Annotated in this window: 26 protein-coding genes; 11 read left to right on the forward strand and 15 right to left on the reverse strand. The window is 59.5% G+C overall.

The window, feature by feature from the left end; translation table 11 throughout:
• Positions 1-16: 16 nt before the first annotated feature.
• The 4 genes from ACZ47E_RS08465 (at position 17) to ACZ47E_RS08480 (ending at position 4,584) form a co-directional block, all read left to right on the forward strand.
• Positions 17-2,491: an ATP-dependent helicase gene (locus ACZ47E_RS08465; RefSeq protein WP_464016837.1), complete on the forward strand. Its 2,475-nt coding sequence runs from the start codon at positions 17-19 to the stop codon at positions 2,489-2,491.
• A gap of 103 nt (positions 2,492-2,594) precedes the next feature.
• Positions 2,595-3,407 (forward strand): glycosyltransferase family 25 protein, encoded by an 813-nt coding sequence (locus ACZ47E_RS08470; RefSeq protein WP_278067468.1) that lies wholly within the window; start codon positions 2,595-2,597, stop codon positions 3,405-3,407.
• Positions 3,408-3,679: 272 nt separating this feature from the next.
• Positions 3,680-4,162, forward strand: a complete 483-nt coding sequence (locus tag ACZ47E_RS08475) for a DMT family transporter (RefSeq protein WP_004442751.1) — start codon at positions 3,680-3,682, stop codon at positions 4,160-4,162.
• Entirely contained in the window at positions 4,159-4,584 is a 426-nt protein-coding gene (locus ACZ47E_RS08480) for a DMT family transporter (protein ID WP_022556583.1), read from the forward strand. The genes ACZ47E_RS08475 and ACZ47E_RS08480 overlap by 4 nt, the downstream gene beginning before the upstream one ends.
• Positions 4,585-4,595: 11 nt before the next feature.
• Here the strand turns inward: ACZ47E_RS08480 and ACZ47E_RS08485 are convergent, their stop codons facing one another.
• Positions 4,596-5,882: a DUF2778 domain-containing protein gene (locus ACZ47E_RS08485; RefSeq protein WP_278066874.1), complete on the reverse strand. Its 1,287-nt coding sequence runs from the start codon at positions 5,880-5,882 to the stop codon at positions 4,596-4,598.
• A 451-nt stretch (positions 5,883-6,333) separates the two neighbouring features.
• On the opposite strand from ACZ47E_RS08485, the gene pncA reads away from it, so the two are divergent.
• The gene (gene pncA / locus ACZ47E_RS08490) at positions 6,334-6,960 is read left to right on the forward strand and encodes a bifunctional nicotinamidase/pyrazinamidase (protein WP_107339252.1); all 627 of its coding nucleotides are present in this window, start codon (positions 6,334-6,336) and stop codon (positions 6,958-6,960) included.
• An 80-nt stretch (positions 6,961-7,040) separates the two neighbouring features.
• On the opposite strand, the gene ACZ47E_RS08495 is transcribed toward pncA, so the two are convergent.
• A complete protein-coding gene (locus ACZ47E_RS08495; protein ID WP_278066875.1) occupies positions 7,041-7,277 on the reverse strand; it encodes a DUF2164 domain-containing protein in 237 nt (78 codons plus the stop codon).
• 167 nt (positions 7,278-7,444) lie between these two features.
• Between ACZ47E_RS08495 and ACZ47E_RS08500 the strand changes: the two genes are divergently transcribed.
• Positions 7,445-8,164 (forward strand): AzlC family ABC transporter permease, encoded by a 720-nt coding sequence (locus tag ACZ47E_RS08500; protein ID WP_045531905.1) that lies wholly within the window; start codon positions 7,445-7,447, stop codon positions 8,162-8,164.
• On the forward strand, positions 8,161-8,475 hold the full coding sequence (locus ACZ47E_RS08505; RefSeq protein WP_004442758.1) for an AzlD family protein: 315 nt from the start codon (positions 8,161-8,163) through the stop codon (positions 8,473-8,475). The genes ACZ47E_RS08500 and ACZ47E_RS08505 overlap by 4 nt, the downstream gene beginning before the upstream one ends.
• On the opposite strand, the gene ACZ47E_RS08510 is transcribed toward ACZ47E_RS08505, so the two are convergent.
• The gene (locus ACZ47E_RS08510) at positions 8,472-10,313 is read right to left on the reverse strand and encodes an aminopeptidase P family protein (RefSeq protein WP_107339250.1); all 1,842 of its coding nucleotides are present in this window, start codon (positions 10,311-10,313) and stop codon (positions 8,472-8,474) included. The genes ACZ47E_RS08505 and ACZ47E_RS08510 overlap by 4 nt on opposite strands.
• 293 nt (positions 10,314-10,606) lie before the next feature.
• On the opposite strand from ACZ47E_RS08510, the gene ACZ47E_RS08515 reads away from it, so the two are divergent.
• Positions 10,607-10,780 carry a hypothetical protein gene (locus ACZ47E_RS08515; RefSeq protein WP_003522343.1) on the forward strand — a complete coding sequence of 58 codons (174 nt, stop codon included), beginning with the start codon at positions 10,607-10,609 and terminating at the stop codon, positions 10,778-10,780.
• Between the two features lie 147 nt (positions 10,781-10,927).
• Here the strand turns inward: ACZ47E_RS08515 and ACZ47E_RS08520 are convergent, their stop codons facing one another.
• From ACZ47E_RS08520 to ACZ47E_RS08530, 3 genes are all read right to left on the reverse strand, one after another.
• Entirely contained in the window at positions 10,928-11,806 is an 879-nt protein-coding gene (locus ACZ47E_RS08520; RefSeq protein ID WP_142184865.1) for a 50S ribosomal protein L11 methyltransferase, read from the reverse strand.
• 80 nt (positions 11,807-11,886) lie between these two features.
• Positions 11,887-12,495 (reverse strand): cytochrome oxidase assembly protein Sco, encoded by a 609-nt coding sequence (sco, locus tag ACZ47E_RS08525; protein WP_022556589.1) that lies wholly within the window; start codon positions 12,493-12,495, stop codon positions 11,887-11,889.
• A 141-nt stretch (positions 12,496-12,636) separates the two neighbouring features.
• Positions 12,637-12,795, reverse strand: coding sequence for a hypothetical protein (locus ACZ47E_RS08530; RefSeq protein WP_278066876.1), 159 nt, complete (start codon positions 12,793-12,795; stop codon positions 12,637-12,639).
• A gap of 226 nt (positions 12,796-13,021) precedes the next feature.
• On the opposite strand from ACZ47E_RS08530, the gene ACZ47E_RS08535 reads away from it, so the two are divergent.
• Positions 13,022-13,489 (forward strand): chemotaxis protein CheW, encoded by a 468-nt coding sequence (locus ACZ47E_RS08535; protein WP_003522339.1) that lies wholly within the window; start codon positions 13,022-13,024, stop codon positions 13,487-13,489.
• Between the two features lie 36 nt (positions 13,490-13,525).
• On the opposite strand, the gene ACZ47E_RS08540 is transcribed toward ACZ47E_RS08535, so the two are convergent.
• Genes ACZ47E_RS08540 through gcvA form a run of 3 tightly spaced genes read right to left on the reverse strand, consistent with a single transcriptional unit; the run spans position 13,526 to position 15,617 of the window.
• Positions 13,526-14,017, reverse strand: coding sequence for a CreA family protein (locus ACZ47E_RS08540; RefSeq protein WP_107339249.1), 492 nt, complete (start codon positions 14,015-14,017; stop codon positions 13,526-13,528).
• A gap of 46 nt (positions 14,018-14,063) precedes the next feature.
• Positions 14,064-14,672, reverse strand: a complete 609-nt coding sequence (locus tag ACZ47E_RS08545) for a 3'-5' exonuclease (protein ID WP_107339248.1) — start codon at positions 14,670-14,672, stop codon at positions 14,064-14,066.
• A gap of 42 nt (positions 14,673-14,714) precedes the next feature.
• Positions 14,715-15,617 (reverse strand): transcriptional regulator GcvA, encoded by a 903-nt coding sequence (gene gcvA / locus ACZ47E_RS08550; protein WP_278066877.1) that lies wholly within the window; start codon positions 15,615-15,617, stop codon positions 14,715-14,717.
• Positions 15,618-15,815: 198 nt separating this feature from the next.
• Between gcvA and ACZ47E_RS08555 the strand changes: the two genes are divergently transcribed.
• Both ACZ47E_RS08555 and ACZ47E_RS08560 read left to right on the forward strand, forming a co-directional pair.
• Positions 15,816-16,745 (forward strand): DMT family transporter, encoded by a 930-nt coding sequence (locus ACZ47E_RS08555; protein WP_006697766.1) that lies wholly within the window; start codon positions 15,816-15,818, stop codon positions 16,743-16,745.
• Positions 16,746-16,924: 179 nt separating this feature from the next.
• A complete protein-coding gene (locus ACZ47E_RS08560; RefSeq protein ID WP_035209694.1) occupies positions 16,925-17,458 on the forward strand; it encodes a GNAT family N-acetyltransferase in 534 nt (177 codons plus the stop codon).
• Positions 17,459-17,462: 4 nt separating this feature from the next.
• On the opposite strand, the gene ACZ47E_RS08565 is transcribed toward ACZ47E_RS08560, so the two are convergent.
• The 6 genes from ACZ47E_RS08565 to ftsZ all read right to left on the reverse strand — a co-directional run bounded on the left by ACZ47E_RS08565 (position 17,463) and on the right by ftsZ (position 26,483).
• Entirely contained in the window at positions 17,463-18,356 is an 894-nt protein-coding gene (locus ACZ47E_RS08565) for an aminoglycoside phosphotransferase family protein (protein WP_278066878.1), read from the reverse strand.
• A gap of 62 nt (positions 18,357-18,418) precedes the next feature.
• The gene (gene ligA, locus ACZ47E_RS08570) at positions 18,419-20,593 is read right to left on the reverse strand and encodes an NAD-dependent DNA ligase LigA (RefSeq protein ID WP_035209691.1); all 2,175 of its coding nucleotides are present in this window, start codon (positions 20,591-20,593) and stop codon (positions 18,419-18,421) included.
• Positions 20,594-20,708: 115 nt separating this feature from the next.
• A complete protein-coding gene (gene recN / locus ACZ47E_RS08575) occupies positions 20,709-22,382 on the reverse strand; it encodes a DNA repair protein RecN (RefSeq protein WP_004442779.1) in 1,674 nt (557 codons plus the stop codon).
• 15 nt (positions 22,383-22,397) lie between these two features.
• Positions 22,398-23,264 carry an outer membrane protein assembly factor BamD gene (locus ACZ47E_RS08580; protein WP_006697761.1) on the reverse strand — a complete coding sequence of 289 codons (867 nt, stop codon included), beginning with the start codon at positions 23,262-23,264 and terminating at the stop codon, positions 22,398-22,400.
• A gap of 233 nt (positions 23,265-23,497) precedes the next feature.
• The gene (gene lpxC, locus ACZ47E_RS08585) at positions 23,498-24,457 is read right to left on the reverse strand and encodes a UDP-3-O-acyl-N-acetylglucosamine deacetylase (RefSeq protein ID WP_004442781.1); all 960 of its coding nucleotides are present in this window, start codon (positions 24,455-24,457) and stop codon (positions 23,498-23,500) included.
• 271 nt (positions 24,458-24,728) lie between these two features.
• On the reverse strand, positions 24,729-26,483 hold the full coding sequence (gene ftsZ, locus ACZ47E_RS08590) for a cell division protein FtsZ (protein WP_004442782.1): 1,755 nt from the start codon (positions 26,481-26,483) through the stop codon (positions 24,729-24,731).
• Positions 26,484-26,547: the final 64 nt, after the last annotated feature.

Consider the following 26,547-nt stretch of genomic DNA (forward strand, 5'->3'; position numbering starts at 1 on the left):
CACTACATTGGGCCGCATGAGCAACAGTTTTGACGATATGCCGTTCTTCGATGAGGAACCCGTGGCGCCGCGCAGGGCAACGAACAATGCCCCTTCGGAAAACGGCGGCGGGCTTGGCATTGCCGCCCGCGCCATGGCTGCGCGCGATCAAACGCGTGCCGCACCCGATTATCTGTCCGGCCTCAACCCGGAACAGCGCGATGCCGTGGAAACGCTGGACGGGCCGGTTCTCGTCCTCGCCGGCGCCGGCACCGGCAAGACCCGTGTTCTGACAACCCGCATTGCCCATATTCTCGCAACGGGCCGGGCCTATCCCAGCCAGATCCTTGCCGTGACCTTCACCAACAAGGCCGCCCGCGAGATGAAGGAACGCATCGGCGTTCTCGTCGGCGGCGCGGTCGAGGGCATGCCCTGGCTCGGCACGTTCCACTCCATCGGCGTCAAGCTGTTGCGTCGTCACGCCGAACTCGTCGGCCTGAAGTCGGATTTCACCATTCTCGATACGGATGACGTGGTGCGGCTGATCAAGCAGCTCATTCAGGCCGAAGGACTCGATGACAAGCGCTGGCCGGCCAAACAGTTCGCCGGCATGATCGACGGCTGGAAGAACAAGGGCCTGACGCCGCCGGATATTCCTGAAGGAGACAGCCGCGCCTTCGCCAATGGCAAGGGCCGCGAGCTCTATACCGCCTATCAGAACCGGCTGAAAACGCTGAATGCCTGCGACTTCGGCGACCTTTTGATGCACCCGATCAGCATCTTCCGCCGCCATACGGATATTCTGAAGGAGTATCACCAGAAGTTCCGTTACATTCTGGTGGACGAATATCAGGACACCAACACGGCGCAATATATGTGGCTGCGGCTGCTTGCGCAGCGCGCCAAGGGCGAGCCGCAAAACGTCTGCTGTGTGGGTGACGACGACCAGTCGATCTATGGCTGGCGCGGCGCGGAAGTGGACAACATCCTGCGCTTCGACAAGGATTTTCCCGGCGCCAAGGTCATCAAGCTCGAACGCAATTACCGCTCCACCGAGCATATTCTCGGCGCGGCCGGCCACCTCATCGCGCATAATGAGGGACGCCTCAGCAAGACGCTGTTTACCGAACGCAGCAGCCCTGACGACGAAAAGGTCGTGGTGCATGCGGCCTGGGATTCCGAGGAGGAAGCCCGCGCAGTCGGCGAAGAGATCGAGCAGCTTCAGCGCAAGGGTCACCTGCTGAACGACATGGCGATCCTCGTCCGCGCCTCCTTCCAGATGCGCGAATTCGAAGACCGTTTTGTCACGCTCGGCCTCAATTACCGCGTCATCGGCGGCCCGCGCTTTTATGAGCGCCTCGAAATCCGCGATGCCATGGCCTATTTTCGCCTCGTCTGCCAGCCGGCCGACGATCTCGCCTTCGAGCGGATCGTCAATACGCCGAAGCGCGGCCTTGGCGATACGACGATCCGCAACCTGCACGACTATGCGCGTGCCCGCGACATTCCGATGCTGGCGGCGGCGGCCGACATCATCGAAACCGACGAGCTGAAGCCGAAGGCGCGCAAGGCGCTGTTCGATGTGGTGCAGGATTTCCGCCGCTGGCAGGGTCTGCTCGAAAACACCGAGCACACCACGCTTGCCGAGCAGATTCTCGACGAAAGCGGCTATACCGCCATGTGGCAGGCCGACAAGACGGCCGAAGCGCCCGGACGCCTTGAGAACCTGAAGGAACTCATCCGCTCGATGGAAGCCTTTGAAAGCATGCGCGGTTTCCTCGAGCATGTCGCCCTCGTCATGGATGCCGAGCAGAACGAAAATCTCGATGCCGTCTCCATCATGACGCTGCATTCCGCCAAGGGTCTGGAATTCGACACCGTCTTCCTGCCCGGCTGGGAAGAAGGCCTGTTTCCGCACCAGCGGGCGCTGGATGAAGGCGGCCGCTCCGGTCTGGAGGAAGAACGTCGTCTTGCCTATGTCGGCATTACGCGTGCCAAGAAACTCTGCCATATCTGGTTCGTCTCGAACCGGCGCATTCACGGGCTGTGGCAATCCACCCTGCCCTCGCGCTTTCTGGATGAACTGCCGCCCGCCCATGTCGATGTCGCAGCATCCGACAGCAATTACGGCGGTTATGGCGGGCGTGGTGGCTACGGACAATCGCGTTTCGACAAGGCAGATCCCTTTGCGAACACCTATTCCACCCCGGGCTGGAAGCGTGCGCAGCAGAACCGTAGCGATGCCACCCGCGACAACTGGGGCACGCGCTCCGGCCATGCGGTGGAACGAATCGGTTATGGCGAAAGCGGCCCGCGCACCCGCACCATCGATGGGGAACTGGTGGCCAAATCCGTGGCCCACACGCCGTCAAAATTCTTCGTCGGCGACCGCGTCTTCCACATCAAGTTCGGCAACGGCAATATCGCTGCCATCGAGGGGAACAAGCTCACCATCGACTTCGACCGCGCCGGCCAGAAGCGCGTTTTGGATGGATTTGTGGAAAAGGTTTGATTCAACAACTATGAGTGCCTGAAGGCCGCTTTTCCCATAGCCCACGTCACGCCATTGCAATAAAGGAGTTGCAATGGGATGTGAGAACCGGGTGAGGACTGCTTTGCATATATTGCCGAAAAGCCAGCGCAAGCTTGCGGTTTTCCTGATCAACATGGACGGCGCCACCAAGCGCCTCGCGGATATGACCGCGCGCCTTGATGCCATGGGTCTCAAGGCGGAGCGCATCCCAGGCGTCAATGGCAGGGAGCTGAATTATCCAATCCCGGAATTCAGCGAAATTTCCTATATGCTGATGCATGGCCGCCGCACGTCACCTCCGGAAATCGGTTGCTATCTCAGCCATGTCGCCTGCGCCCGAAAATTCATGGAAGGCGATGCCGATATCTCGCTCATCCTCGAGGATGACGTGATCTTCGATGATGATTTTCTAAATGCGATTGATGAGGCGGCGCTGAATGACTCAGACTGGGACTTGCTGCGTCTCACGACGGTCAGCAATGGCCGGAAATTTCCGTTCCGTCCGCTCTCGAACGGTCGCTCACTAGCCATTGCGCTGACACGCGAAAAAGGCTCAGGCGCCTATCTCGTCAACCGTCGTGCCGGACAATGGATATCGAAGCTCATCCCGATGCGGCTCGCCTACGATATCGCCTTCGATCTTGAATATCTGTCCGGCCTGAAGGCCGCCTTCATCTATCCGCTCTGCGCCACGCAGGATGCGGATGGTGAAAGCCAGATCCAGAACAATCTGCGCATTTACCGCCTGCCGCGCTGGCGGTATTTTACTGTCCTGCCCTATCGGGCCTATCTGGAAACCAGCCGGTTCCTGCTGCGCGGTATTCGCTTCGCGGTCGCCAGGGCGCGCGTTGCAATGGAACGCGGCAAGGGCAACGCCGCCCCAGCCGGTCATTGATCGCTCCGTCTTACACTTCGCCGGGCGTGAAGCCGACAAGATAAATTGCCGCCACAACGGCTCCGACAATAAAAATCGAGACGACGAAAATCGTCATCCGGTTCAACGGTTTGCGTGTCGTTTTCTTCATGCTGCAATAATGCGTGGCCACATCGCTTGTTCCGCAACGCACAGGATAATCTCGTCCAAATCCGCCAGCTCTCGCAATTCGATTCCGATTCAGGCGCAGATGGGCTAAAGCTCGTGTCCATCTTCAGCTTTTCCGATCCGACATGACAGACACGACGCATCCACGCCTGAATCCGCTGCATCTCGCCGCCGCCTTCGCCAGCGGTTGTCTCTTGACGCTGATGGTGCATTTCAACGGACAGCTGGCCCATTACGGCAACGCGCTGTTTTCTTCCTGGACGGCGCACGGCACTGGCACGGTGGCGGCGCTGGTCTATCTGGCTATCATGCGTTCGAAGAAAGACCTTTCGGCCCCGGCAAAACCGAAAGCGCCGCTCTGGGCCTATTGCGGCGGCGTTGTGGGTGCCGCGATCGTCATCCTCACCTCCACCGCCGTCAATTCACCGCTGGCGCTTTCGGGAACCATTGCGCTCGGACTTGGTGGACAGGTCATCTTCAGCCTTCTGGCTGATATTTTCGGTCTGTTCGGACTGCCCAGAAGAAAGCCGGACCTTCGGGACATGGCGGCAGTGGCGCTCATTCTATGCGGCAGCGCACTCATCATCCTTGTCGGGAGAACGGCATGATCGTCTGGATCGCCATGGCCTTTACCGGCGGCGTCTTCGTGGCGCTGAGCCGCCAGATCAACGGCCGACTCAGCCTGTCAAACTCGCCGCTCATCGCGTCTTTCTGGAACCACATCGTCGGCTTTGCCGTACTGACCGTGATCGGACTCGTTGTCGGCGGCCTCATTCCACCGGGTGCGGCCGATGCACCCTGGCTTGCCTTTATCGGCGGCCCCATCGGCGTCGTCTTCATCGCTTCGGGAAGCTGGCTCATCCCTCGCATCGGCGCGGTCAACACCGCGCTTCTTGTCATAAGCGGCCAGATGGTCTCAGGTGTGATGCTCGATCTTTTCAGCGATCATCCGCCGAAAATCTGGGCCAGCGCTCTCGGCATCCTGCTCATTCTGGCCGGCATGGTGCTGACGCAGCGGCGCAGCCGTTAAATACTTTCGCCTCACGAGTCGCTGCCGCGCGAGAACATGCCGAGCAGAGTCTTGCCGCCGCTTTTACCACCACTGCTCGCAAGCGTCGGGCGGTTGCCGTTCAGCTTCGGCACGACCACCATGCGCTTGACCTCACCGCGCTTGAAGGCCGCGAGGAAGCGGGAATAGTCGCGGAACACAACGCAGCCGTTGGACTCGCCGCGTTTCGCTAGCATGTATGTATGGGCAAGAAGCCCGTCGCGGCCGTGCGGATTGACACCATTTTCCGGCGTCAGGCGAATGGCTTCAACGCCGTGGAAGCGCGCCTCGCGCATTGTCAGCTTGTAGCTTGAAGGCGGTGTGGACCCGCGCATCTTGACGTGAACATAATCGGGATTGTCGCGCATCTTGCCGATACCGGAATGCGCTTCCAGTTTCTCGCCATTCGGCATGTGCACCACGCCGGAAGAGATATCGTAGATCGCCGTGCCATTGCCACGGTCAGGCCACGGAACCGCATCCATCTTGCTTGGCTCACGCATCGGATTATCCGGTTTCGCGAAGGCCAGCATGGCGCCGGTGCTCTGTTTCGGCGCCTGCGGCGCCCGCAGCGGAACCGGCGCAGCGAAAGCAGGCGCAGAGGCGACACCGGGAACGCGCTCATCCGCCTTGGCCGTTGCCGCAGGACGCGGTGACGGCTCGACCGTTTGAGCTGTCGCGACATCAGGTCTGAAGCTTGGCAGCGGCACGTCGTCGGGAAGCAGACTGCTTGCCTCTTCCTCGACCTGCGGTCGGGCCAGCGCCACTTCGAATGCCGGATGCTGTGGAACGGCGCTCTGATAGGCAACCTCGGAGGTGCGTCCAAGCGCCGAATCGACGATCGCGGAAGGCTGAAGCGCGGCAAGTTCCTTGACGGTCGCCTGTCCTTTGGCGTTCGCCGCCGCGCCAAATCGTTCGCCGAATTCTTTCGCGCCGATCTCCGGCATGATGCCGGCAAGGCGGACGGCCTTCTGCTGGCCGTGACTGTGGTCGCTCAGGCGGGAAAACTTGCGGACGTGAATATCACGCGCCGCCGTGCGGGCAATCGCCGCCTCGGCGGTATCCAGCCTTGCCACAAGGGTCTTTTCAAATTGTCCGACGCCATGCGAGGCGGCGGCCATGCCGTGCAGCGAAGCGAAAGCGGCAAAGGCAAAAATGCCGGCAAAGGCACCGCCACCAAGAAGCGCCGACATTCGCCCGAACGAAAAGGATTTGCCTCTCTTGAGGGAATGCGAACCGGCAAGACCGGCGCCGTTATAGGCCGCAGCAGAAAACGCCATGATACTCGTTACTCGAACCGTTCACGCATACCCGGCCGACGCCGGAGGGATTTTGGGACATCCGAAGAACGGGCGAACACCGGGCCGCTTTCGGAACTGACTGGTTCGAAGCATGACGAATTATGGTAACCAAAGTGTTTACGAGTCCCTGCAAAAATATTTCGTTAAGGTCTGCGCATTGTGGGGCTAAGGCGAAACAATGACTTACGCGGATACCGGGTGCCTGTGCACCGCGTGGTCCCGGGGAAGCGCCCTAATGGCGTCATTGGCCTTGAAAAATTTCCGCCGTATTGTCAGGTAAATTCCGACTTTGCCGGAAATTTGCTGGAAATGCGGCAGGAGTGCGACATGAAAGGTCGCTGCTCCCACCACCAGCACATGCCGGGCAGGCGGAAAAAGGCTTGATCCCCCAGGAGCAGCTTGGCATCCTGCCCGGAAAAGGGAGGCCATCATGAAGGCGTTGCTGCTCATCGATATTCAGAACGGTTTCTGCCCGGGCGGCAATCTGGCCGTTGCCGATGGAGACAAGGTCGTGCCCACTGCCAATGCCCTGATCGACAATGGCGGCTACGACCTCATCGTCGCCTCGCAGGACTGGCACCCGGAAAACCACGGCAGTTTCGCCTCGCAGCACCCCGGCAAGAAACCCTTCGACATGGGCGAACTCTCCGGCAAACCGCAGATGATGTGGCCCGACCATTGCGTGCAGGGCACGGCGGATGCGGAATTCCACCCGGATCTGAAGACGGAAGCTTTCGACTACATTCAGCAGAAAGGCGAAAACCCCGCTGTCGACAGCTATTCCGCCTTTCGCGACAATGACCAGAGCGCGACGACGGGGCTTTCCGATTATCTGACCCGACAGGGCGTGACGCAACTTGATGTCTGTGGCCTCGCCACCGATTATTGCGTCAGTTTTTCGGTGCTCGATGCGCTGGACATGCTGCCCGGCGTCAAGGTCCGCTTCATCGAAGATGCCAGCCGCGGCATCGACCCGCAGGGTATAAAAGCCGCTATTGCGACGATGCGTGAAAAAGGCGCGATCATTCTTAAAAGCCGCGACATCTTGCGCGATTAAAGGGAGCTGCGCCTACCAGTTTACCGATTGCCGTGCTCGCCACAGGAGCCCTTTTGATGGGCCTCTGCGCAGTGGGCGCATCAGCGCGGCTTCGGTTTCTCCAGCACGTCTATATCCCCCGCCGCGTCCTCAAGACGTCTCAGGATCGCCGCCTGCGCATCGCGAAGCCCCTGATTGTAGAACATATATCCCAATTCCTCCGCCAGAAAATCCACGAAGATTTCCGCCTGCAGAAGGCCGATTTCAGCTTCGGCTTCCCGGGCAAGATAGTCCCGGACACGTGCGGCCAACGCGGCCTTCTCCTGCTTCTCCAGCATCGATCTTCCATGGTCAGATTGTTCAGCGGCGCCGGAAGAGGGCGATGAGACCGCCCGCCCGGCACCATACCGTAACGGAAGCTTCAAGTTAATCAATCGATCCATTCATGCAATTCGTTTGCCAGTCGGACGGGACGGCGATAGAGCGGCGGCAAGGAGTTCCAGAGATGTTCAATAAAGATTTTCGCGAGGGATTGAAGGGCGGTTTCCCGATCGCCCTCTCCGCCGCCCCTTTCGGTGCGCTGTTCGGCGCGGTCGCGGTCGATAACGGGCTGAGCGTCACCGAAGCCACGATCATGAGCGGCACCGTCTACGCCGGCGCAAGCCAGCTCGTCGGTATCGAACTGTTCGGCCAGAAGGTTGCCCCCTGGCTGATCGTTCTTTCCGTGTTCGCCGTCAATTTCCGCCATATCCTCTATTCCGCCGCCATCGCCCGAATGATCTCGAACTGGTCATTCCTACAGAAGGCCGCGGGTTTCTTCGTGCTGGTGGATCCGCAATTCGCCGAATCGGTGAGGAAATACGAAAATACCGGCACGGTGGGCTTTTCCTGGTACATGGGCTTTGCGGCACCCGTTTATGTGCTGTGGCTGGCCATGACCATTCTCGGCGCATCGCTCGGCAATATGATCGGCGACCCGAAAGCCATCGGTCTCGATGTCCTGCTCCCGATCTATTTCATGGGCATGGTGCTGAGCTTCCGTCAGCGAGAAAATTTCTACCCTGTCATGCTGGCAAGTGCAGTCGGCGCAACGGTTGCCTATCACATCGTCGGTTCGCCGTGGCATGTCAGTCTCGGCGCCGTCGCCGGAATTCTCGTCGCGGTCCTCTATCCGCCGAAACCGAATGGCGCGACGAATTCTGAGAATGGGGTGGAAACGCCATGAGTAACGTTCTGCACGCAGATACGATTTTCCTGATCGCACTCGCCGCCATCGCCACCTATCTCACCCGCATCGGCGGTTATGTGTTGATGACGCGGATGAAATCCATCCCGCCGCGGATGGAGGCGGGCCTGAACGCCGTTCCCGTGGCGGTTCTCACCACACTCGTCGCACCCGCCTTTTTTGAAGGCGGATACGAGGTGAAGATCGGCATGGTGGGCGCCCTTCTGGTCTGCCTGCGCTTTCCCGGCCTGACGATGCTCGCCATCGGCTGGGCCATCGTCATCGCCATCCGGCATTTCGGGCTGCTTTAAGCAACCCGCTCCAATGGCTTGGTCGCCGCAACGAGCCACGCCTTGACTTCTTCGTCGGTTATCAGGGGAGAAAGCTTCTCCAGCACGCCTGCGTGGTAGGCATTTAGCCAGTTGAGCTCCTCGTCAGTTAAAAGTGCGGTGACCACCAGCCTTCGGTCAATGGGGCACCATGTCAGCGTCTCGAAAGAGAACATCGGCTGGTCGCCTCCGGCCACCTCCTCCGCCTCGCGCACATAGATAAGGTTTTCGATACGGATGCCGAAGGCACCGGGACGATAATAACCCGGCTCGTTCGACAGGATCATGCCGGGCAAAAGCTCCTGTGTCGACAGCCGCGAAATGCGCTGCGGCCCCTCATGCACCGAAAGATAGGAACCGACACCGTGGCCGGTGCCGTGGGCATAATCCGCGCCAGCTTTCCAGAGAGCGATGCGCGCCAGCGGATCGAGATCGCAACCGCGCGTTCCCTTTGGAAACCGTGCGGTGCTTATGCCGATCATGCCCTTCAGGACCAGCGTGAAGAAGCGCTTCTGCTCCTCCGGAACGCTGCCGACGGCAACGGTGCGGGTGATGTCCGTGGTGCCGTTGACATATTGCGCACCGGAATCGACGAGGAACATCTCACCATCGGCAAGTGTGCGATCCGTATCTGTCGTGACGCGGTAATGGATGATGGCGGCATGTGCGCCGGCCCCGGAAATCGTGTCGAAAGAGACATCCTTGAGCGGGTTTTGCAGCCCCTGCCCCACCTTGACGCGAGCCGCCTCCAGCGCCTTGACGGCGTCGATTTCCGTCACCGTGCCGGGCTGCTGGCGATCCAGCCAGCAGAGATATTCGACCATGGCCGCTCCATCCTGCACATGGGCGGCGGCGGAACCGGCAAGCTCAGCTCTGTTCTTGCGCGCGCGCGGCAGACGGACTGGATCGGCTTCCTCGATCAGGGAGCCGCCCGCTGCGGTAATTGCGCCGGTCAGCGCCACTGGCGTCAGATCGGCGTCCACCATCACCCGGCCCTTGGCGCTGGCAATGGCGTGCAGGCGATCCGCGATCTTCGACGGCGGCAATTGTGTCGCGAGCTGCGCCAGATAGGCCTCGGCCTCGATGCCGGTCTTGCGCTTGTCGAGAAAAATATCGGCCCTGCCATCTGCATAAATGATCGCGCGGGCGAGCGGGTGCGGTGTATGCGGCACGTCGTTGCCGCGAACATTGAAAATCCAGGCGATGGACGAAGGGTCGGTCACCAGCAGTGCATCTGCCCCCTTTGCGGAAACGGTTTCCGCCAGTGAGGCAATCTTCTCCTTCGCCAGCTTGCCGGTAAATGCCTCTGGCTGAATGACGACGGGCTCCAGCGGTTCGGAGGGACGATCCTGCCACAGCGCATCGAGCGGGTTCTTTTCCAGAAGAACGATTGAACCGCCCTTGCCGGCGATCGCCTTGTCCAGCCGCTTCAATTCAGCGCCGGTGTGCAGCCACGGATCGATACCAAGCCGGAAACCCTTTGGAGCATGTTCGGCAAGCCAGACGGAGGGTGGCGCACCGACCAGATCACCACCAGTGAACACTGTCTGGTCAACCTGCGAGCTTAGCTGCGTCGTATAGCGCCCATCGACGAATACCACCGCTTCCGTCCGCGTTACCAGTGCAATGCCGGCGGAACCGGTAAATCCGGTCAACCATGAGAGGCGCTCGGCGCACTCAGGCACATATTCTCCCTGATATTCATCGGCACGCGGCACCAGAAACCCATCGATACCGAGGGCATCGAAACCGGCGCGCAGCGCCTCGACGCGAGCCTTGCCGAATTGCGGCGCGGATTTGTTTTCGAAGGTCTGGAACATGGGCATCTTTCGGGAACTGTCATGGAGAAAGCTGTTTGTCGGCACCATCAAATCGTTGGCGCGCAACGACAATGCCACGCGGATAAAGCCGGTTTCAAGACATAAGTGATGCCCGGGACTGCGCTGATAAATTGGGCATATTTCGCGAAATAAGTAATACTGAAGGCTTGGTGATATGCAAAAAATGCATTCCTACCCTGAGATATACCCTCTAACCAAACAAAAACACATCGCTTATATCAGGATCAACACAGCGAGAGAGACACTCTCCTGGCAAACAAGGATTTGAAGCAATGGCAAAATCTTTCCTCCGCACCGCCTTCGATCGCGTCGTTGAAGCACGCGAGCGTCAGGTCAGCCGTCATGTCAACGCCGCCCTTCTGAACCTCGACGACAAGTCGCTCGAAGCGCTCGGCATGAACCGCGCCGATCTGCGTCGCAAGGCAAAGTCCAGCTACGTATTCTGATTTTATCCGGCGCGGCATTCCTCCCTACCCCGCGTCCGGACAGGAATACGTCTACCCGCTTGAGCAAGCTCCTCCCAGGCTCGCGGGTTTTCAGGCGGCGCGAAAGCGCCGCCTTTTCTTTTGTCCGCAATAAATGTTGCGAGAGCTTCAGTCCTTGCGAAGATGCAGCGTCACCCAGCCATTGCGCCAGATGGTGCGGATATGGGAAAGCCTTGCGCCATTATAGGCGGAAAGCACTTTCCAGCGCTGTGACGCCAGAATGCCCGACAGGATGACAGTGCCGCCGGGTGCCAGATGCGTGACGAGCTGCGGCGCCATCTTGATGAGTGGCCGCGCGAGAATATTGGCGATGATGAGATCGAACGGGCCATGCTTGCGGAAGGCGTCCGAGTGAAAACCCGGCGCCGTCTCCAGCACCATGCCCGAAACAATGCCGTTAAGCCGGACATTTTCCTTCGCCACCCTCACAGCAACGGGATCGATATCCGTCGCAAGCACGGGAATAGGACGCATCTTGCGCACGGCGATCGCCAGAACGCCGCTGCCAGTGCCGAGATCGAGTGCGTTGCGCACGGGCCGCGCCCGCAGAACCTCTTCGATCATTTCGAGGCACCCCGCCGTCGTGCCATGATGGCCGGTGCCGAAAGCCTGTCCCGCCTCGATTTCGATGGCCAAATCGTTCGGCCGCACCTTGTCGCGATCATGAGCGCCGTGAACAATGAAACGCCCTGCCCGGACAGGCTTCAAACCTTCAAGCGATTTGGCGATCCAGTCGACATCAGGAACAATCTCCTTCTCGATGACAAGGCCCGGAAAGGCCGGCGCAAGCAGCGTACTGATGCGCTCGCGAAATTCCTCTTCCTGCTCCGCCATCAAATAGACAGAGGCTTCCCAGATGTCACGCTTCTCGTCCACCTCGGTCGTGGCGATCGCAACATCCTCCTCGCCGAAATAGTCCGACATCAAATCGAGAATTTCACCGGCCTTGATTTCGGTCGTGGTGACGTAAAGTCGGATTTCGCTCACGGCAGGCTGTTTCCTCTGGCTTCGGCTGTTCAATCTGCCTTTGCCACAAAACCGCACTCAGTCCAATAAGCCGAACGCAATTAAACCTTCGCGCCCTTCAGCAGATTCTGAAGCTTCTGCTCGGCAACATCGGGATTTTCACCATAGGCGATCGTTCCCGCAAAACGGCCATTGGCATCGAGAAGGATAACGGATGCCGTGTGATCCATGGTGTAATCGCCATTCGGGTCCTTCTCATCCACCGGCACTTTTTTGGCATAGATGCGATAGCCTTTCAGCGTCTCGGCAATCTTGTCGGCCGGTCCGGTAATGCCGGTGATCCGCTTCGACACGTTGGACACATACTGCTGCATGATTTCAGGCGTATCACGCTCGGGATCGACGGAAACAAAATAGGCCTGCAGCTTGTCGCCGGCCGGATCCACCTTCTCCATCCAGCCATTCAGCTCGAACAGGGTCGTCGGGCAGACTTCCGGGCAATGGGTGAAACCGAAGAACAGCGCTGTCGGCTTGCCCTGAAAGGCTTTTTCGGTAATCGGCTGACCCGTTTGAGCCGTCAGTTCGAACGGCACGCCATAGGCGGTCTCCACCATCTGCTCGCGGGTCTTTGTCATTTCGATCGTCAGCCAGCTGACGACGCCGGCTAGAACGAGCACGACCGCCCACAATACGATGCGAATATTTCTCATTGTCCAATCCTACCCCGAAAGCCGGCGCCGTGTCCGGGCGTCCGACAGACAGATAGCGAAGGACGGCGGCGACGGCAAATCAACTGGACGTATTTGAGCCGACCGCGCTGATTTGTCACAAAGCCCGACGACGGCGCGGCGTCACAGGCACCAGGCGATACCGCTCTGCACGGCGGAAAGGAAAATATCGGTGCCGTGCCGCACCCAGCCGTCAAACGCAAGAAGCACGATGGCAAGCGAAGCCACCACGGAAAGTCCAGCCAGAATAAACTTCAGAGGATAGGAAACGAGCGCGTTCATGTTCCTATCATAGCCCGTCCGCGCGCAGTCGAAAACCGGTAAAATACTGGAGTTTGCCGTGGCGAGATGGAGAATTGTTAGGGAAAGTTTAAAATCTTGCCATGCATTATGACCCCAGCGGCTTTTCAAGCCTCGACATGATGTCTCCCGGTCCATTCTCCGGCCGCCGCATAAAGCTCAATCCTGCGTGGGCCTGTTAGAGAGCCATCAGAGGAAACCTGCCGTCATGTCCAACGCCATCAAGCAATCCGGCGCATATCTCGAAATCGTTTCCTTTCATCTGGGCGATCAGGAATTCTGCATCGATATCATGGCGATCCGCGAAATCCGCGGCTGGGCGCCGGTGACCCCGATGCCGCACACCCCGCCTTATGTTCTCGGCCTCATCAACCTGCGCGGCGCCGTCATTCCCGTCATCGACATGGCCGGCCGCCTCGGCATGAAAATGACCGAGCCCTCCGAGCGCTCCGCCATCATCGTTACCGATATCGGCGGCAAGCTGGTCGGCCTTCTGGTGGAACAGGTCTCCGACATGATGACCATCCGCTCCGAAGACCTGCAGCCCGCGCCCGATATCATTCCGGAAGAACAGCGAAGCTTCTGCCGCGGCATCGTCGCGTTGGAAAAAAGCATGGTCTGCTTCCTCAACCTCGATACGGTTATCGCCGACGAACTGGCGCGCGAAGCCGCGTAATCCACGGCATCGGCATGGCAATTGCGGGGGCGAGCCTTACGGCTTGCCCTTTTCCCATTTCACCTGCTGGTTATAGAGCGGCACCGTCGATATCGCCATCTTGGCGGAACCATCGGTCAGTTCCCGCGCGTGCACCAGATAAATCAGTGTATCATTGGCCTTGTCGTAGACGCGGCTGACGACGAGTTTCTTCCAGACCAGCGACATCCCCTGCCGAAACACCTCTTCGCCGCCCTTCGAAAGATTGATGTCACCAATCTCCACCGGCCCGGTCTGGCTGCAGGAAATGGCGTTGTTGGAGGGGTCTTCGAACCAGTTGCCGTTTTTCAGCCGGTCGATGACGCCACGCTCGAAATAGGTCACATGGCACGTCACGCCTTTGATCTTCGGATCAGCGATCGCCTCTATCATGATATCATTGCCGATCCAGTCGACGCCGACCTCGCCAACCACCTGCGAATTCGCCGCAGTCACCGGAAGCAACACCAGAAAGCCCGCAAACAAGCCCGACAGAGTTTTCTTTGTCATCGCATCTTCTCCGTTACGCTGCTTCAAACATAGGTGGAAGCCACCGTTACGCAACCCGGGCGGCAGGCCGTTTTTTCATGCTGCACGGCTGGTAGCCCGTGGCGGTAAGTCGACCGGCCACCATGCCGATTTTCTCCGGCAGATCGTGGATATGGGCAACACTCAATGCTTTGGCCGCCGCAATCGACGCGGCCGCGCAGACAACGGCATCTTCCGCGGCATTATGGTGCACGAAACGCAGCTGAAGGTGATGAGCGATCACATTCAGCTTGTGCGACACCAGATTGGGCCAGACATGCCGGGCGATCTTGACGCTGCACAGATAGGAAAGATCGGGATAGGACTGTCGATATTTGTCGAAGGACGCGCGCATGACGCTGAAATCAAAGGCGGCATTGTGGGCTATCATCGTCGCACCATGGAAGTCGTCGATGAACTCCTCCATCACCTCGGGAAATTCCGGCGCATCCTCGACATCGGCAGGGCGGATGCCGTGCACGGCGATGTTGAAGGGCGAAAACCGCATGTCCTTCGGCCGGATCAGCCGTTCCTCGACACGAACGATCGTCCCGTCTTCTATCCAGGCAAGGCCGACGGAGCAGGCGCTGCCCCGCTCTTCATTGGCGGTTTCGAAGTCGATGGCGATGGTTTTCAAGAGTGATTCCCGTTGTTTCTTCCGGCATAAACCGGATCGGCCTCAAAGAGAACCGGCTTCGCTGGAATGCGCTTCCGAAAGCATCCAGTCGATGAGCGTCGCGAGATCGGGATTATCGAGCATACGCCTGGGATAAACGAGGAAATAGGCGAGCGTGCTGGTCATGTCTTTCCCGAATGGCGCAATCAATGCGCCTTCGGCAAGCTCGCGGGAAACGAGCGAACGCCGGGTCAGTGCAATGCCATGCCCGGCCTTGGCGGCATCCAGCGCGCCGTTGCTGTCGATGAAAACGGTGCCGCCGGACGCGTCGACTTCCGCTGCACCTGCCGCTTTCAGCCAGCGCCGCCATTCATTGCGGTTTTCATCATGCAGCAGCGGGACCGATTTCAGATCGCCCGCTTCCCGTAGCGGGCCGTATTTTTCAAGAAGCTGGGGCGAGCAGACCGGCAACGTGCTGTCATCAATGAAGCGGATGCTCTCAAGCCCTTCGTACCGTCCGAAACCGTGCCGGACGGCCAGATCGACGTCGTCCCTCGAAAAATCCACCAATCGGTTCGTGACGCTGATGCGCACATCCACCTGCGGGTGCTGCTGCTGGAAGGCGGGCAATCGCGGCATCAGCCATTGCACGGCGAAGGTCGGTGTGCAGCTCAGCGTCAAAACGGTGATCTCAGACCGCGCTGTCAGCTCCGCCGTCGCCTCGCGCATCATCCGGAAAGCGGTGCGGAGCGCGCCGTAATAACGCTCCCCCTCGCGCGTCAGCTGGATGCTACGCGGCTTGCGAAAAAACAATTGCACACCAAGCCGCGCCTCCAGCTCCCGGATTTGCAGACTGACGGCGCCGGGCGTGACATTCAACTCGTTGGAGGCAAGCGTGACGCTGCGATAGCGCGCTGCGGCCTCGAAGGCCTGCAGCCCTTTCAGAGACGGGAGTTCGGTGGACATGATTTAGCTCAACTCAATTATCGAACGAGAAACAATCGTTTGAAAACACCATAAAACAGAGAGTAAATGGACGCAACAAGACACAACGCGACGTGAAAACCATCACCTCCGAGCTTGAGATTAACTCAACCAATATCGGGTGGATGGCGGGGATTCGGTCTGCGATCATGCCGATGCTCATGCGTTTTGGAGATGATGATGGCGATACAGAAACAGATGGATGCCCGCGAATGGGCGATGCTTGTCGCGCTTTCGCTCCTGTGGGGCGGTTCGTTCTTTTTCATCGGTGTTGCGGTCAAGGAACTGCCTCCCGTCACCATCGTCGCACTGCGTGTTACCCTTGCGGCAATCGCGCTTCAGATCGTCTGCCGCATCATGGGCCTTCGCCTGCCGAGGCAATGGGCGGTGTGGCGCGCCTTTTTCGGCATGGGCCTTCTGAATAACATCATTCCATTCTGCCTGATCGTCTGGGGCCAGACCCATATTGCCAGCGGACTGGCTTCGATCCTCAATGCTACAACGCCGCTCTTCACGGTTATCGTCGCGCATTTTCTCACCACTGATGAAAAGATGACCGGCAATAAGCTGACCGGCGTATTGGTCGGCTTTGCCGGCGTAGCAACCATGATCGGCCCCGCCGCCTTTACCGGCTCATCCGGCCTCTGGGGCCAGATCGCCGTCCTCGGCGCGGCCATCTCTTATGCCTTCGCGGGCATATTCGGCCGCCGCTTCAAGGCCATGGGCGTGCCGCCGCTGATGACCGCCACCGGCCAGATTTCCTCTTCGGCACTGATGCTGATCCCGGCCGCCCTTCTCATCGACAAACCATGGACACTCGCGATGCCGAGCCTCGGAACCTGGGGCGCGCTTGTCGGCATCGCACTGCTCTCGACGGCGCTCGCCTATCTCATTTTCTTCCGCATTCTTGCCAGCGCCGGCGCCACCAACCTTGCCCTCGTCACCTTCCTCATCCCCGTCAGCGCCATCCTGCTCGGTTCCCTGCTTCTAGGGGAGCAACTGGAAGTGAAGCACTTCGCCGGCATGGCGATGATTGCTGCGGGTCTTGCGGCGATCGACGGCAGGCTGCCGTCAAAACTCAGAAGCCTGCTGGGCAACGCACCTGCTTGACAGAATTACACGGCAAAAGCATTGTGCGCCCATGATCGCGAAGCAGAACACCACCCGTCGTCACACCATCACCGGCCACCCGGCAGGGGAAGGTATGTCGTCGCGTTAAGCGATCCATTTCCACCCTGCCAGTCGAGCAGGGTTCGCACTCCTGCTCCCATACGCCCGAGGAGACAGGCATGCAGACTGTGAAATTTGCCGATAATGAAGATTCGCAATTCAGCTTGAATGAAGTCGTCCTGCGCGCCGCGCGGCTGGACGATGCTGAAGCCCTGACAGAAATGTTCAACCTGCCCGGCGTCCGTCACGGCACGCTTCGACAACCATTTCAGTCGGTTGAAAAAACACGAAAATCGATGGAGAACCGCGGCCCCAACGATATCGCCATCGTTGGCGAATGGCGGGGAAAGATCGTTGCCAATGCAGGACTGTTCCGCAGGGCAGGAAGACAGTCCCACATCGCCGATCTGGTAATCAGTGTCCACGACGATTTTGCCGGCAGAGGTGTCGGAACATATATTCTGGCGGCTTTGATCGACACCGCCGATAATTGGCACGATATCCGCCGCATCGAACTCAACGTCTTCACCGACAATCTCCCCGCGATCCGGCTTTACGAGAAATTCGGTTTTGAACTTGAAGGCACCCTGCGCAACGACGCCTATCGAGATGGCAAATACGTTGATGCCCACGTGATGGCACGACTTCGATAGTCGGTTAGCTGCGCAAGTGGTCGGCAAACACTTCCCGAATGGTCCGGCGCGACCATTCGGCCATTTTTTCGTTACGGCCGCGCTCGGCATCCAGAAGGATCAGCGCCTTCCATAAGGCCCACCCGCGCCCGCGCTGCCATGTGGCCTCATCCAGATCGAGCGCTCTGCGAAAAACAGCCCGGCTTTCAGCATCAAGCACATTCCACGCGAGAATGAGATCAGAAGACGGATCGCCTACGCCGGAACTGCCGAAGTCGATGACGGCCGAAAGCCTGCCATCCTTCACCAGCAGATTGCCCTCGGCAATGTCGCCATGCACCCACACCCGCTGCTTTTGCCAATGACTCGAAAGCGCAAGCTGCCATACCTCGATAGCCAGCGCCTGATCAACCTCATCGGCAAGCCGCGCCGCCGAGGCCTTCGCTTCCCCGTCATAGACTGCAAGCGAGCCCCCGCGATGAAAGTTATGCGCCCCTGCGACCGGGCCATCCACAGCATCCGCCTCGTGTAATGATTTCAAGAACGTGGCGACATCAATGGCAATGACCGACAGATCGACCTTCTCCAGATGCTGAGCAAGCGGTTCCCCTTCGAGCCAGCGATAGACCGACCAACGGAACGGATAACCCTGCCCCGGCTGCCCGAGCGCTACTGGAGCAGGGATCGGAAAAGGCAGGAAAGGCGCAAGCGTTGGCAGCCATCGATGCTCCTTCTCGACCTGCGCCACGTAACGGGTGGCGCTCGGCATGCGGATGAGCATTTCATCGCCAAGGCGAAAACTGCGATTGTCCCAGCCGCTCAGCTCCACCGGCCGAACATCTAACGCCGCCCATTGAGGAAACTGGCTGTCAACCAGCGCCCGGACCTGCTCTGCGCTGACGACGATGCGGTCATCCATGCCTTACCCTCCGTCTCAGGCACAAGCTCTAGCGGCAGAGGACAATATTTCCATGACGCCCCTCAGCCGCCGATCAGCGCCAGCCACTCGTCCTCATCCATGGTCTGCACGCCCAGTTCCGCCGCCTTGGCAAGCTTGGAGCCCGCTCCCGGCCCCGCCACCAGAATATCGGTCTTTTTCGAAACGGAACCGGCAACCTTGGCGCCCAGACTTTCCGCCCGGGCCTTCGCCTCGTCGCGGGTAAACTTCTCCAGCGAGCCGGTAAACACCACCGTCTTGCCTGCCACCGGGCTGCCTTCCGTAGAAGGCTTTTCCGCCTCTTTCGGACGAAGTTCCCTTATCAGCCGATCGATGACGTCTAGGTTGCGTGGCTCCTTGTAGAACTCGACAATGGCGCGGGCCACCACCTCGCCGATGCCGTCGATGGCATTAAGCTCGGCCCACGCCTCGCTTGCGGGATCCGCCGCCGCCTTCATGCTTTCTTCGAAATGGTCGTAAGTGCCATAGGATCGCGCCAGAAGCTTCGCCGTAGTCTCACCCACATGGCGGATGCCCAGCGCGAAGATGAGCCTGTGCAGATCTATCTCGCGGCGGGCATCGATGGCGTCGAACAGCTTCCTGACGCTGACCTTGCCGAAACCGTCGATATTTTCGAGCTTGGTCAGATGAGAAGCATCCTGCCGCGCCTTCAGCGTGAAGATGTCGGGTGCGGTCTTGATCGAGAGCGCAGGATCGTCACTTTCGAAGAAGAAATCGATCTGCTTGGTGCCCAGACCTTCGATATCGAAGGCATTACGCGAGACGAAATGTTTCAGATGCTCCACCGCCTGGGCCCGGCAGACGAAACCGCCGGTGCAGCGCGTGACCGAATCGAGCTTGCCGGTCTTCTCATTACGCTCCCGCACCGCATGGCTGCCGCAGACCGGACATTTTTCCGGGAAGGCGTATTTTGCCGCCCCGGCCGGTCGCTTTTCCAGAAGCACGTCCAGAACCTGCGGAATGACATCGCCGGCCCGCTGCACGATAACAGTGTCGCCGATGCGGATATCGTGATCTTCCGGGCGGATGCGCTCACCGCTATTCCCGATGCCCTCGATATAATCGGCATTATGCAGCGTGGCGTTGGTAACGACGACACCGCCGACAGTGATGGGGGTAAGACGCGCGACCGGCGTCAGCGCGCCGGTGCGGCCAACCTGAATTTCGATATTTTCAACCGTCGTGAAGGCTTGCTCTGCTGGAAATTTATGCGCGGTCGCCCAGCGCGGGCTGCGCGAGCGGAAGCCTAGCCGTTCCTGCAGATCAAGCCGGTCGACCTTGTAGACCACACCGTCGATATCGTAATCGAGATCGGGCCGCGCAACACCGATTTCATTATAATGCTCAAGCAATTGCTGGGCGGATGTGAATCGCTTCATCAGCGGATTAACCGGGAAACCCCACTCCCTGAACTTCTCGACGATGCCATATTGGGTATCAGCAATCCGCGTCGGCTGACCGCCATTCGAAACCTCGCCGAGGGCGTAGGCGAAAAACCGCAGCTTGCGCTTCGCCGTCACATTGGCGTCCAGCTGACGCAGGGAGCCGGAGGCAGTATTGCGCGGGTTCACGTAGGTCTGCTTGCCTTCCGCTTCCATCTGGGCGTTGAGCGCCAGAAAGTCGCTTTTGGCCATATAGACCTCGCCGCGCACTTCCACCACATCGGGCGCATCGGCGGGCAGCTCGTTCGGAATTTCCTTGATGGTCCTGATATTGGGAGTGACATTTTCGCCGGTCGTGCCGTCACCGCGCGTCGCCGCTGTCTTCAGCCTGCGGTTTTCGTAGCGGATGGACATGGAAAGCCCGTCGATCTTCGGTTCGGCAGTGAAAGCAATGGAGTCATCAGGCAGATGCCCGAGGAAACGATAAACCGAACTGACGAAGTCACGCAGATCTTCTTCCGAGAACGTATTGTCGAGCGACAGCATCGGTCGCGCATGCACGATGGGCGCAAAGGTCGGAAGCGGCGCGAAGCCTACTTTTTTCGATGGGCTGTCGGCCCGCACCAGCGCCGGGAAATTCGCTTCGATGGCGTCGTTGCGCCGCTTCAGCGCGTCATACTCCGCATCGGAAATCTCCGGCGCATCCTTGCCATGGTAAAGCGCGTCATGGCGGGCAAGCTCGGCCGCCAGAAATGCAAGCTCCGAAGAGGCTTCAAGCTCGGTGAGGTTTTCAACGGGTTTCTGGTCTTTCGACATGACGGCCTCTTTTCGGAATTACCGAACGCTTTTAGCCGAAATAACAAACATTAAAAACAGTTTTGCCGCTGGACTCACAATGCCGAAAGGCACTGCACTGGCATTGCCGCGAAGGTCAGTCCTTGGCTGCGAGAAGACGAGCGGCGGCAGCCCTCGCCTCGTCCGTCACGGACGCGCCAGCAAGCATACGGGCGATCTCTTCGGTGCGGTGCTGCGGCTCCATCGTGGCGACGCGCGTGGCGATACGCTCGCTTCCATCGCCGGACGGACCCTTTGAAATGAGAAGATGGGTCGCCGCCCGTGCCGCCACCTGCGGCGCATGGGTGACGGAAAGGACCTGCACGGTTTTGGACAGGCGGCGCAGCCGCTGGCCGATGGCATCCGCCACCGCGCCACCGACACCCGTGTCGATTTCGTCGAACACCAGGGTCGGTGCCGAACCGCGATCCGCCAGCGCCACTTTCAGCGCCAGCAGGAAGCGGGACAATTCGCCGCCTGATGCGACCTTCATGATCGGACCTGGGCGCGTGCCCGGGTTGGTCTGCACGTGGAATTCCACCGTATCGATGCCGTCGGCCGTCGCCTGCTCGGGATCGGAGGTGACCTCGACGGTAAACCGCGCCCGCTCCAGCTTCAACGCCGGAAGCTCGGCCATGACAGCGTTGGAAAGCGCTTCCGCTGCATTGCGGCGTTTGTCGGAAAGCGACTGCGCGGCACGGTCAAAATCAGCCTTCACGACGCCGAGATTGGCCTCGAGCTTGCCAAGCTTTTCTTCGCCGGCGTCGAGATCGGCGAGATCGGCCACCATTTTTTCGGCGAGAGCGGGGAGGTCTGGCACGGCGACATTATATTTGCGTCCGGCGGCGCGCAACGCGAACAGCCGCTCCTCCACCCGCTCCAGCTCGCGCGGATCGAATTCTGTGCGGCGCAGCGCCGCTTCCACTTCCATCTGCGCATTGGAAAGATTGTCCAGCGCGGCATCCAGCAATTGCACGGTGTCTTCCAGCAGGCCGGGAGCCTCGTGGCTCTTGCGCTCCAGACGCCGCATCATGGATGCTATGACAGGCACGGGCGAAGCATTGCCGTTCAGGAACTCGCTGGCTTCAGCAATATCGCCAGCGATGCGTTCGGATTTTTGCATCACCGCCCGGCGTTCGGCCAGTTCATCCTCCTCGCCATCGCGCGGCGAAAGAGTTTCCAATTCCTCGACGGAAGAGCGCAGGTAATCCGCCTCTCGCGCCGCAGCCTCGACTTTTGCGCGATGCGTCTTTAAGGCCCGGTCAGCATCTTTCCAGGTGCGATAGAATGCCTGAACAGCGCGAGCCTCTTCGCTCAGCCCGGCAAAGGCATCCAGCAGCGTGCGGTGCGCATCCGTATCGACAAGCGCACGATCATCATGCTGGCCGTGAATCTCGACCAGCATCTGACCAAGCTGGCGCATCATCTGCACGCTGATGGCCTGATCGTTGATATAGGCCTTCGTGCGCCCGTCGGAAGATTGCACGCGGCGGAAAATCAGGTCGCCATCGTCATCGAGACCGTTTTCGCGCAGGAGAAGCCGTGTCGGATGATTGTTCGGCACCTCGAAAGTCGCGGTGACCTGCCCCTTTTCCTCCCCGTGGCGCACAAGGCCGCCATCGCCGCGGCCGCCAAGCGCCAGCGAGAGACTATCGAGAAGAATGGATTTGCCCGCACCCGTCTCGCCCGTCAACACGGAAAGGCCCGCCTCGAAACCGAGGTCGAGCCTTTCGATGAGAACGATATCGCGAATTGAGAGCTGGACCAGCATGGCCTATGCCCCGTCTCAGGCGCCGATGAGCTTCTTGCCGGCGCGCGAAATCCAGGACCCCTTATTCTCACGCGGCTCCAGGCCCTGGCCCTTCAGCAGCTTGTAGGAATCCGCATACCATTGGCTGTCGGGATAGTTGTTGCCGAGAACGGCAGCCGCAGTCTGCGCTTCGTCCACCAGGCCCATCGCGTAATAGGCTTCCGTCAGACGCGCCAGCGCTTCCTCGATCTGGTTGGTGTTCTGGTACTGCTCGACGACAATGCGGAAACGCGAAACGGCGGCGAGATATTCCTTGCGCTCAAGGTAATAACGACCGACCTGCATTTCGCGGCCGGCAAGCTGATCGCGGGCGAAACGGATCTTGGCCTGCGCATCCGCGACATATTCCGAATCGGGATAATCGTTGACGACCTTGTTCATCGCCTCAACTGTGCGCTGCGCGGCGCGCTGGTCCTGCGTGACGTCGGAAATCTGCTTCGAATAGGCAAGACCGATCATGTACTGAACGTAAGCGGCGTCCTTGGAACGCGGATATTGCCGCAGGAAACGGCTACCGGTGGTGATTGCCACATCGTTCTTGTTGGTGCGCGTGGCAATGAAGGTCTGCATGACAAGCGCCTTCTGGCCCCATTCGGTGAAGGGGTACTGCTTATCGATCGCCTCGAACTTGCGTGAGGCTTCCGTCATATTGCCTTTGTTCATGTTCGCCAGCGCTTGCTTGTACAGAACGTCAGGCGGATCGGTCTCCACGCCAAGCTTGGTGATGTCGATATCGGGATCGGACTGGCAGGCAGTGACGACGACGCTCGCGCCGACCAACATCAACGAAACGGCGATCCCCCGCATCGTACCCTTCATTGCACCAGACCCTACATGCTTCATTCGACAGTTCCCACTTCCCGCGCAAATACATAAGCATCGGCTTTGTATTGGCGTTCTAGCCATAAAAGCATCCGCAGGGCAACGCAATGATGACGCATTAACGCATTTTTATGGCATCACCCCATGCAATCGCACCATTATCCGGCGATAATTTGCAACTTCCTGCTCCGTCTCACGAAAAAGCCGCCCCGAAGGAGCGGCTTTTTCTGTCAATTGATAGCCTTCAAAAGACCTTATGCGGACCAGGGGGCGAATTCGGGCATATTGACGGCCACAAATTCGCGGGCGCGCACCATCTGGTTGCGTGCGGCCGGAGCCTCTACGATCTCGTAAGCCGTACGGTCGCTCAGCAGGGCCTTCAGCGCATTGGCATTGACCTTGTGACCACCGCGATAAGAACGGTAGCAACCGATGAACTGAGCGCCCGCAAGTGCAAGGTCGCCCACCGCGTCAAGCGTCTTGTGGCGGACGAACTCGTCCTTGGCGTAACGCAGGCCTTCCATGTTGATGACGCTGTTGTCGTCGGAAATGACAACCGAATTCTCAAGCGAGGAGCCCAGTGCATAACCGGCGGCCCAAAGGCGCTCGACATCACGCATGAAGCCGAAAGTACGGGCACGCGACAGTTCGTTCTTGAACGTCTCTGCCGTCAGGTCACCCTTCCAGGACTGCTTGCCGATCAGCGGCGTGTCGAAATCGATGTCGACCTCGAAGCGCGTACCGTCATAAGGACGGAACTCCGCCCAGGACGCACCCGAATCGATACGCACCGGCTTGGTGACCCTGATATAGCGGCGCTTCACGCCAAGGTTCTTGATGCCGACCGATTCGATCGCTTCAATGAAGGGAGCAGAGCTGCCATCCATGATCGGCGCTTCCGGACCGTCTACCTCGACGACAAGGTTGTCGAGGCCCATGGCGTAGATGGCTGCCATGACGTGCTCGATCGTCGCTACCGACTGGGAAAGCGAACGGCCAAGCACGGTGCACAGATCGGTATTCCCGACATTGGCAGACACTGCCTTCAGCTCGGTGACGCTGCCATTGTCATGGAGGCGATGGAAGACGATGCCCGTTCCAGCTTCTGCGGGCTGGAACGTCATCGAGACCGGATTGCCTGAATGCACGCCAATGCCTTTAAGCTGAACGGCATGTGCGATAGTTGTCTGAAATCCGAGCAGTCCGATAGTCATTAGTATATGCCTTTTTTGCAAACCGCGCCGCTTGGGGCCAGCGCCGTTCAAGTTTTCAAGCCGGGTTTTAACGACCGGCGAAGTCAGTCTGTTCCTTCACCCAGCCTCATACATACGCACATGTACGTGCCACGACAAATCACTGTTCGTTTCGGATTGTTACATGCGTAAGCAGCTGACAACGCTAATTAATTTAGTGTTAATAACGTAAAATAAACAAAACGCCCGGATCGTCGGATCCGGGCGTTTCGAGAGGCTAATGGAATCGCCCTCAGTTGGACTGGCGACGCAGGAAGGCCGGGATTTCCAGCTGGTCATCATCGTGGTGGCTGGACGATGCAGGCGTTGCACGGCCGTGATCGTCGAGCTGGCCGCGACGCGGTGCGTAGAGGCTTGCTTCCGGCGAAAGCGGTGCGCGGCGCTGCGGCGCCATGCTCGGCGCATCCATCATGTCGGAAGGAACTTCTTCTTCTTCGCGGCGACCAAGCGAGTTGGTGATGCGCTTCAGAAGACCCATCGGGCCACGCTCTTCCTGGGCAGCAGGAGCGGCATGGGTGCGGTGGTCCAGCTCGGCCTTCACGACCGGCGGGAAGTCTTCGACCTTCGGCATGCGAACCGGCTCAGGCTGGCGGGCAACCGGTGCAGGTTCCTGATAGACGGGAGCCTGCGGCTGCTGCATGCGCGGTGCCGGAGCAGCATGCTGTTCCGGAGCGTGATAGACCGGTGCCGGAGCAACCGGAGCCGGAGCGGCCTGCTGAACCGGCTGGGCCGGACGAAGTGCCGCCGGTGCTTCAGCCGGAGAGGATGCGAACAGCTTGCTCTGCGGACGGAAGTCCTGGGCCGGCTGCTGATGTGCGGCAAAACCGAGTTCACGTTCCATTTCGGCCTCAGCCGAACGGATGGTCTGGGCGATGGGGTCTACGGCCTTCGGTGCCTGCGAAACTGCGGCAGGCTGTACTGCGGCCGGAGCGGGAGCAACGGCCGCGGAAGGACGGATAAGCGGCTTTGCAGCGGCGGCTGCGGCGCGCATTTCGGCAACGTTCTGTTCGCCGACGCCTGCAACGCGGTCAATGCCGGTTGCAACGACGGAGACGCGGATGAGGCCTTCAAGCGCTTCGTCGAAGGTTGCGCCGAGGATGATGTTCGCATCCGGATCAACTTCTTCGCGAATACGGGTCGCAGCTTCGTCGACTTCGAAGAGGGTGAGGTCGCGACCGCCGGTGATGGAGATCAAGAGGCCCTGCGCACCCTTCATCGAGGTTTCGTCGAGCAGCGGGTTGGCGATCGCCGCTTCCGCAGCCTGCATTGCGCGGCCCGGACCGGAAGCCTCGCCGGTGCCCATCATCGCGCGGCCCATTTCGCGCATGACCGAACGGACGTCGGCGAAGTCGAGGTTGATGAGACCTTCCTTCACCATCAGGTCGGTAATGCAGGCAACGCCGGAATAGAGAACCTGGTCAGCCATGGCGAAGGCGTCCGCAAAGGTCGTCTTGTCATTGGCAATACGGAAGAGGTTCTGGTTCGGAATGACGATCAGCGTATCGACGGACTTCTGCAGTTCCTCGATGCCCTGTTCGGCAAGACGCATGCGGCGGCCGCCTTCGAAGTGGAAAGGCTTGGTGACGACGCCGACCGTCAGGATGCCCTTGTTGCGCGCGGCCTGCGCGACGACGGGAGCAGCACCGGTGCCGGTGCCGCCGCCCATGCCGGCGGTGACGAAGCACATATGCGTGCCGTTAAGGTGATCGATGATCTCGTCGATGCATTCTTCAGCGGCAGCGCGCCCGACTTCCGGCTGGGAACCGGCGCCGAGACCTTCAGTGACGTTGACGCCGAGCTGAATGACCCGATCTGCCTTCGTCATGGTCAACGCCTGGGCATCCGTGTTGGCGACAACGAAGTCGACGCCCTGGAGGCCAGCCGTGATCATGTTGTTGACAGCGTTACCACCACCGCCACCGACACCGAAGACGGTGATGCGTGGCTTCAGCTCTGTGATATCAGGCTTCTGCAGCTGTATCGTCATTTTAACATTCCTTCTTTCTCTGGCCGCATCGCCCCGCTGGCCGATTCTTGAAACTCAACTCTGA

The organism is Agrobacterium sp. 5Ca39, from assembly GCF_055382365.1.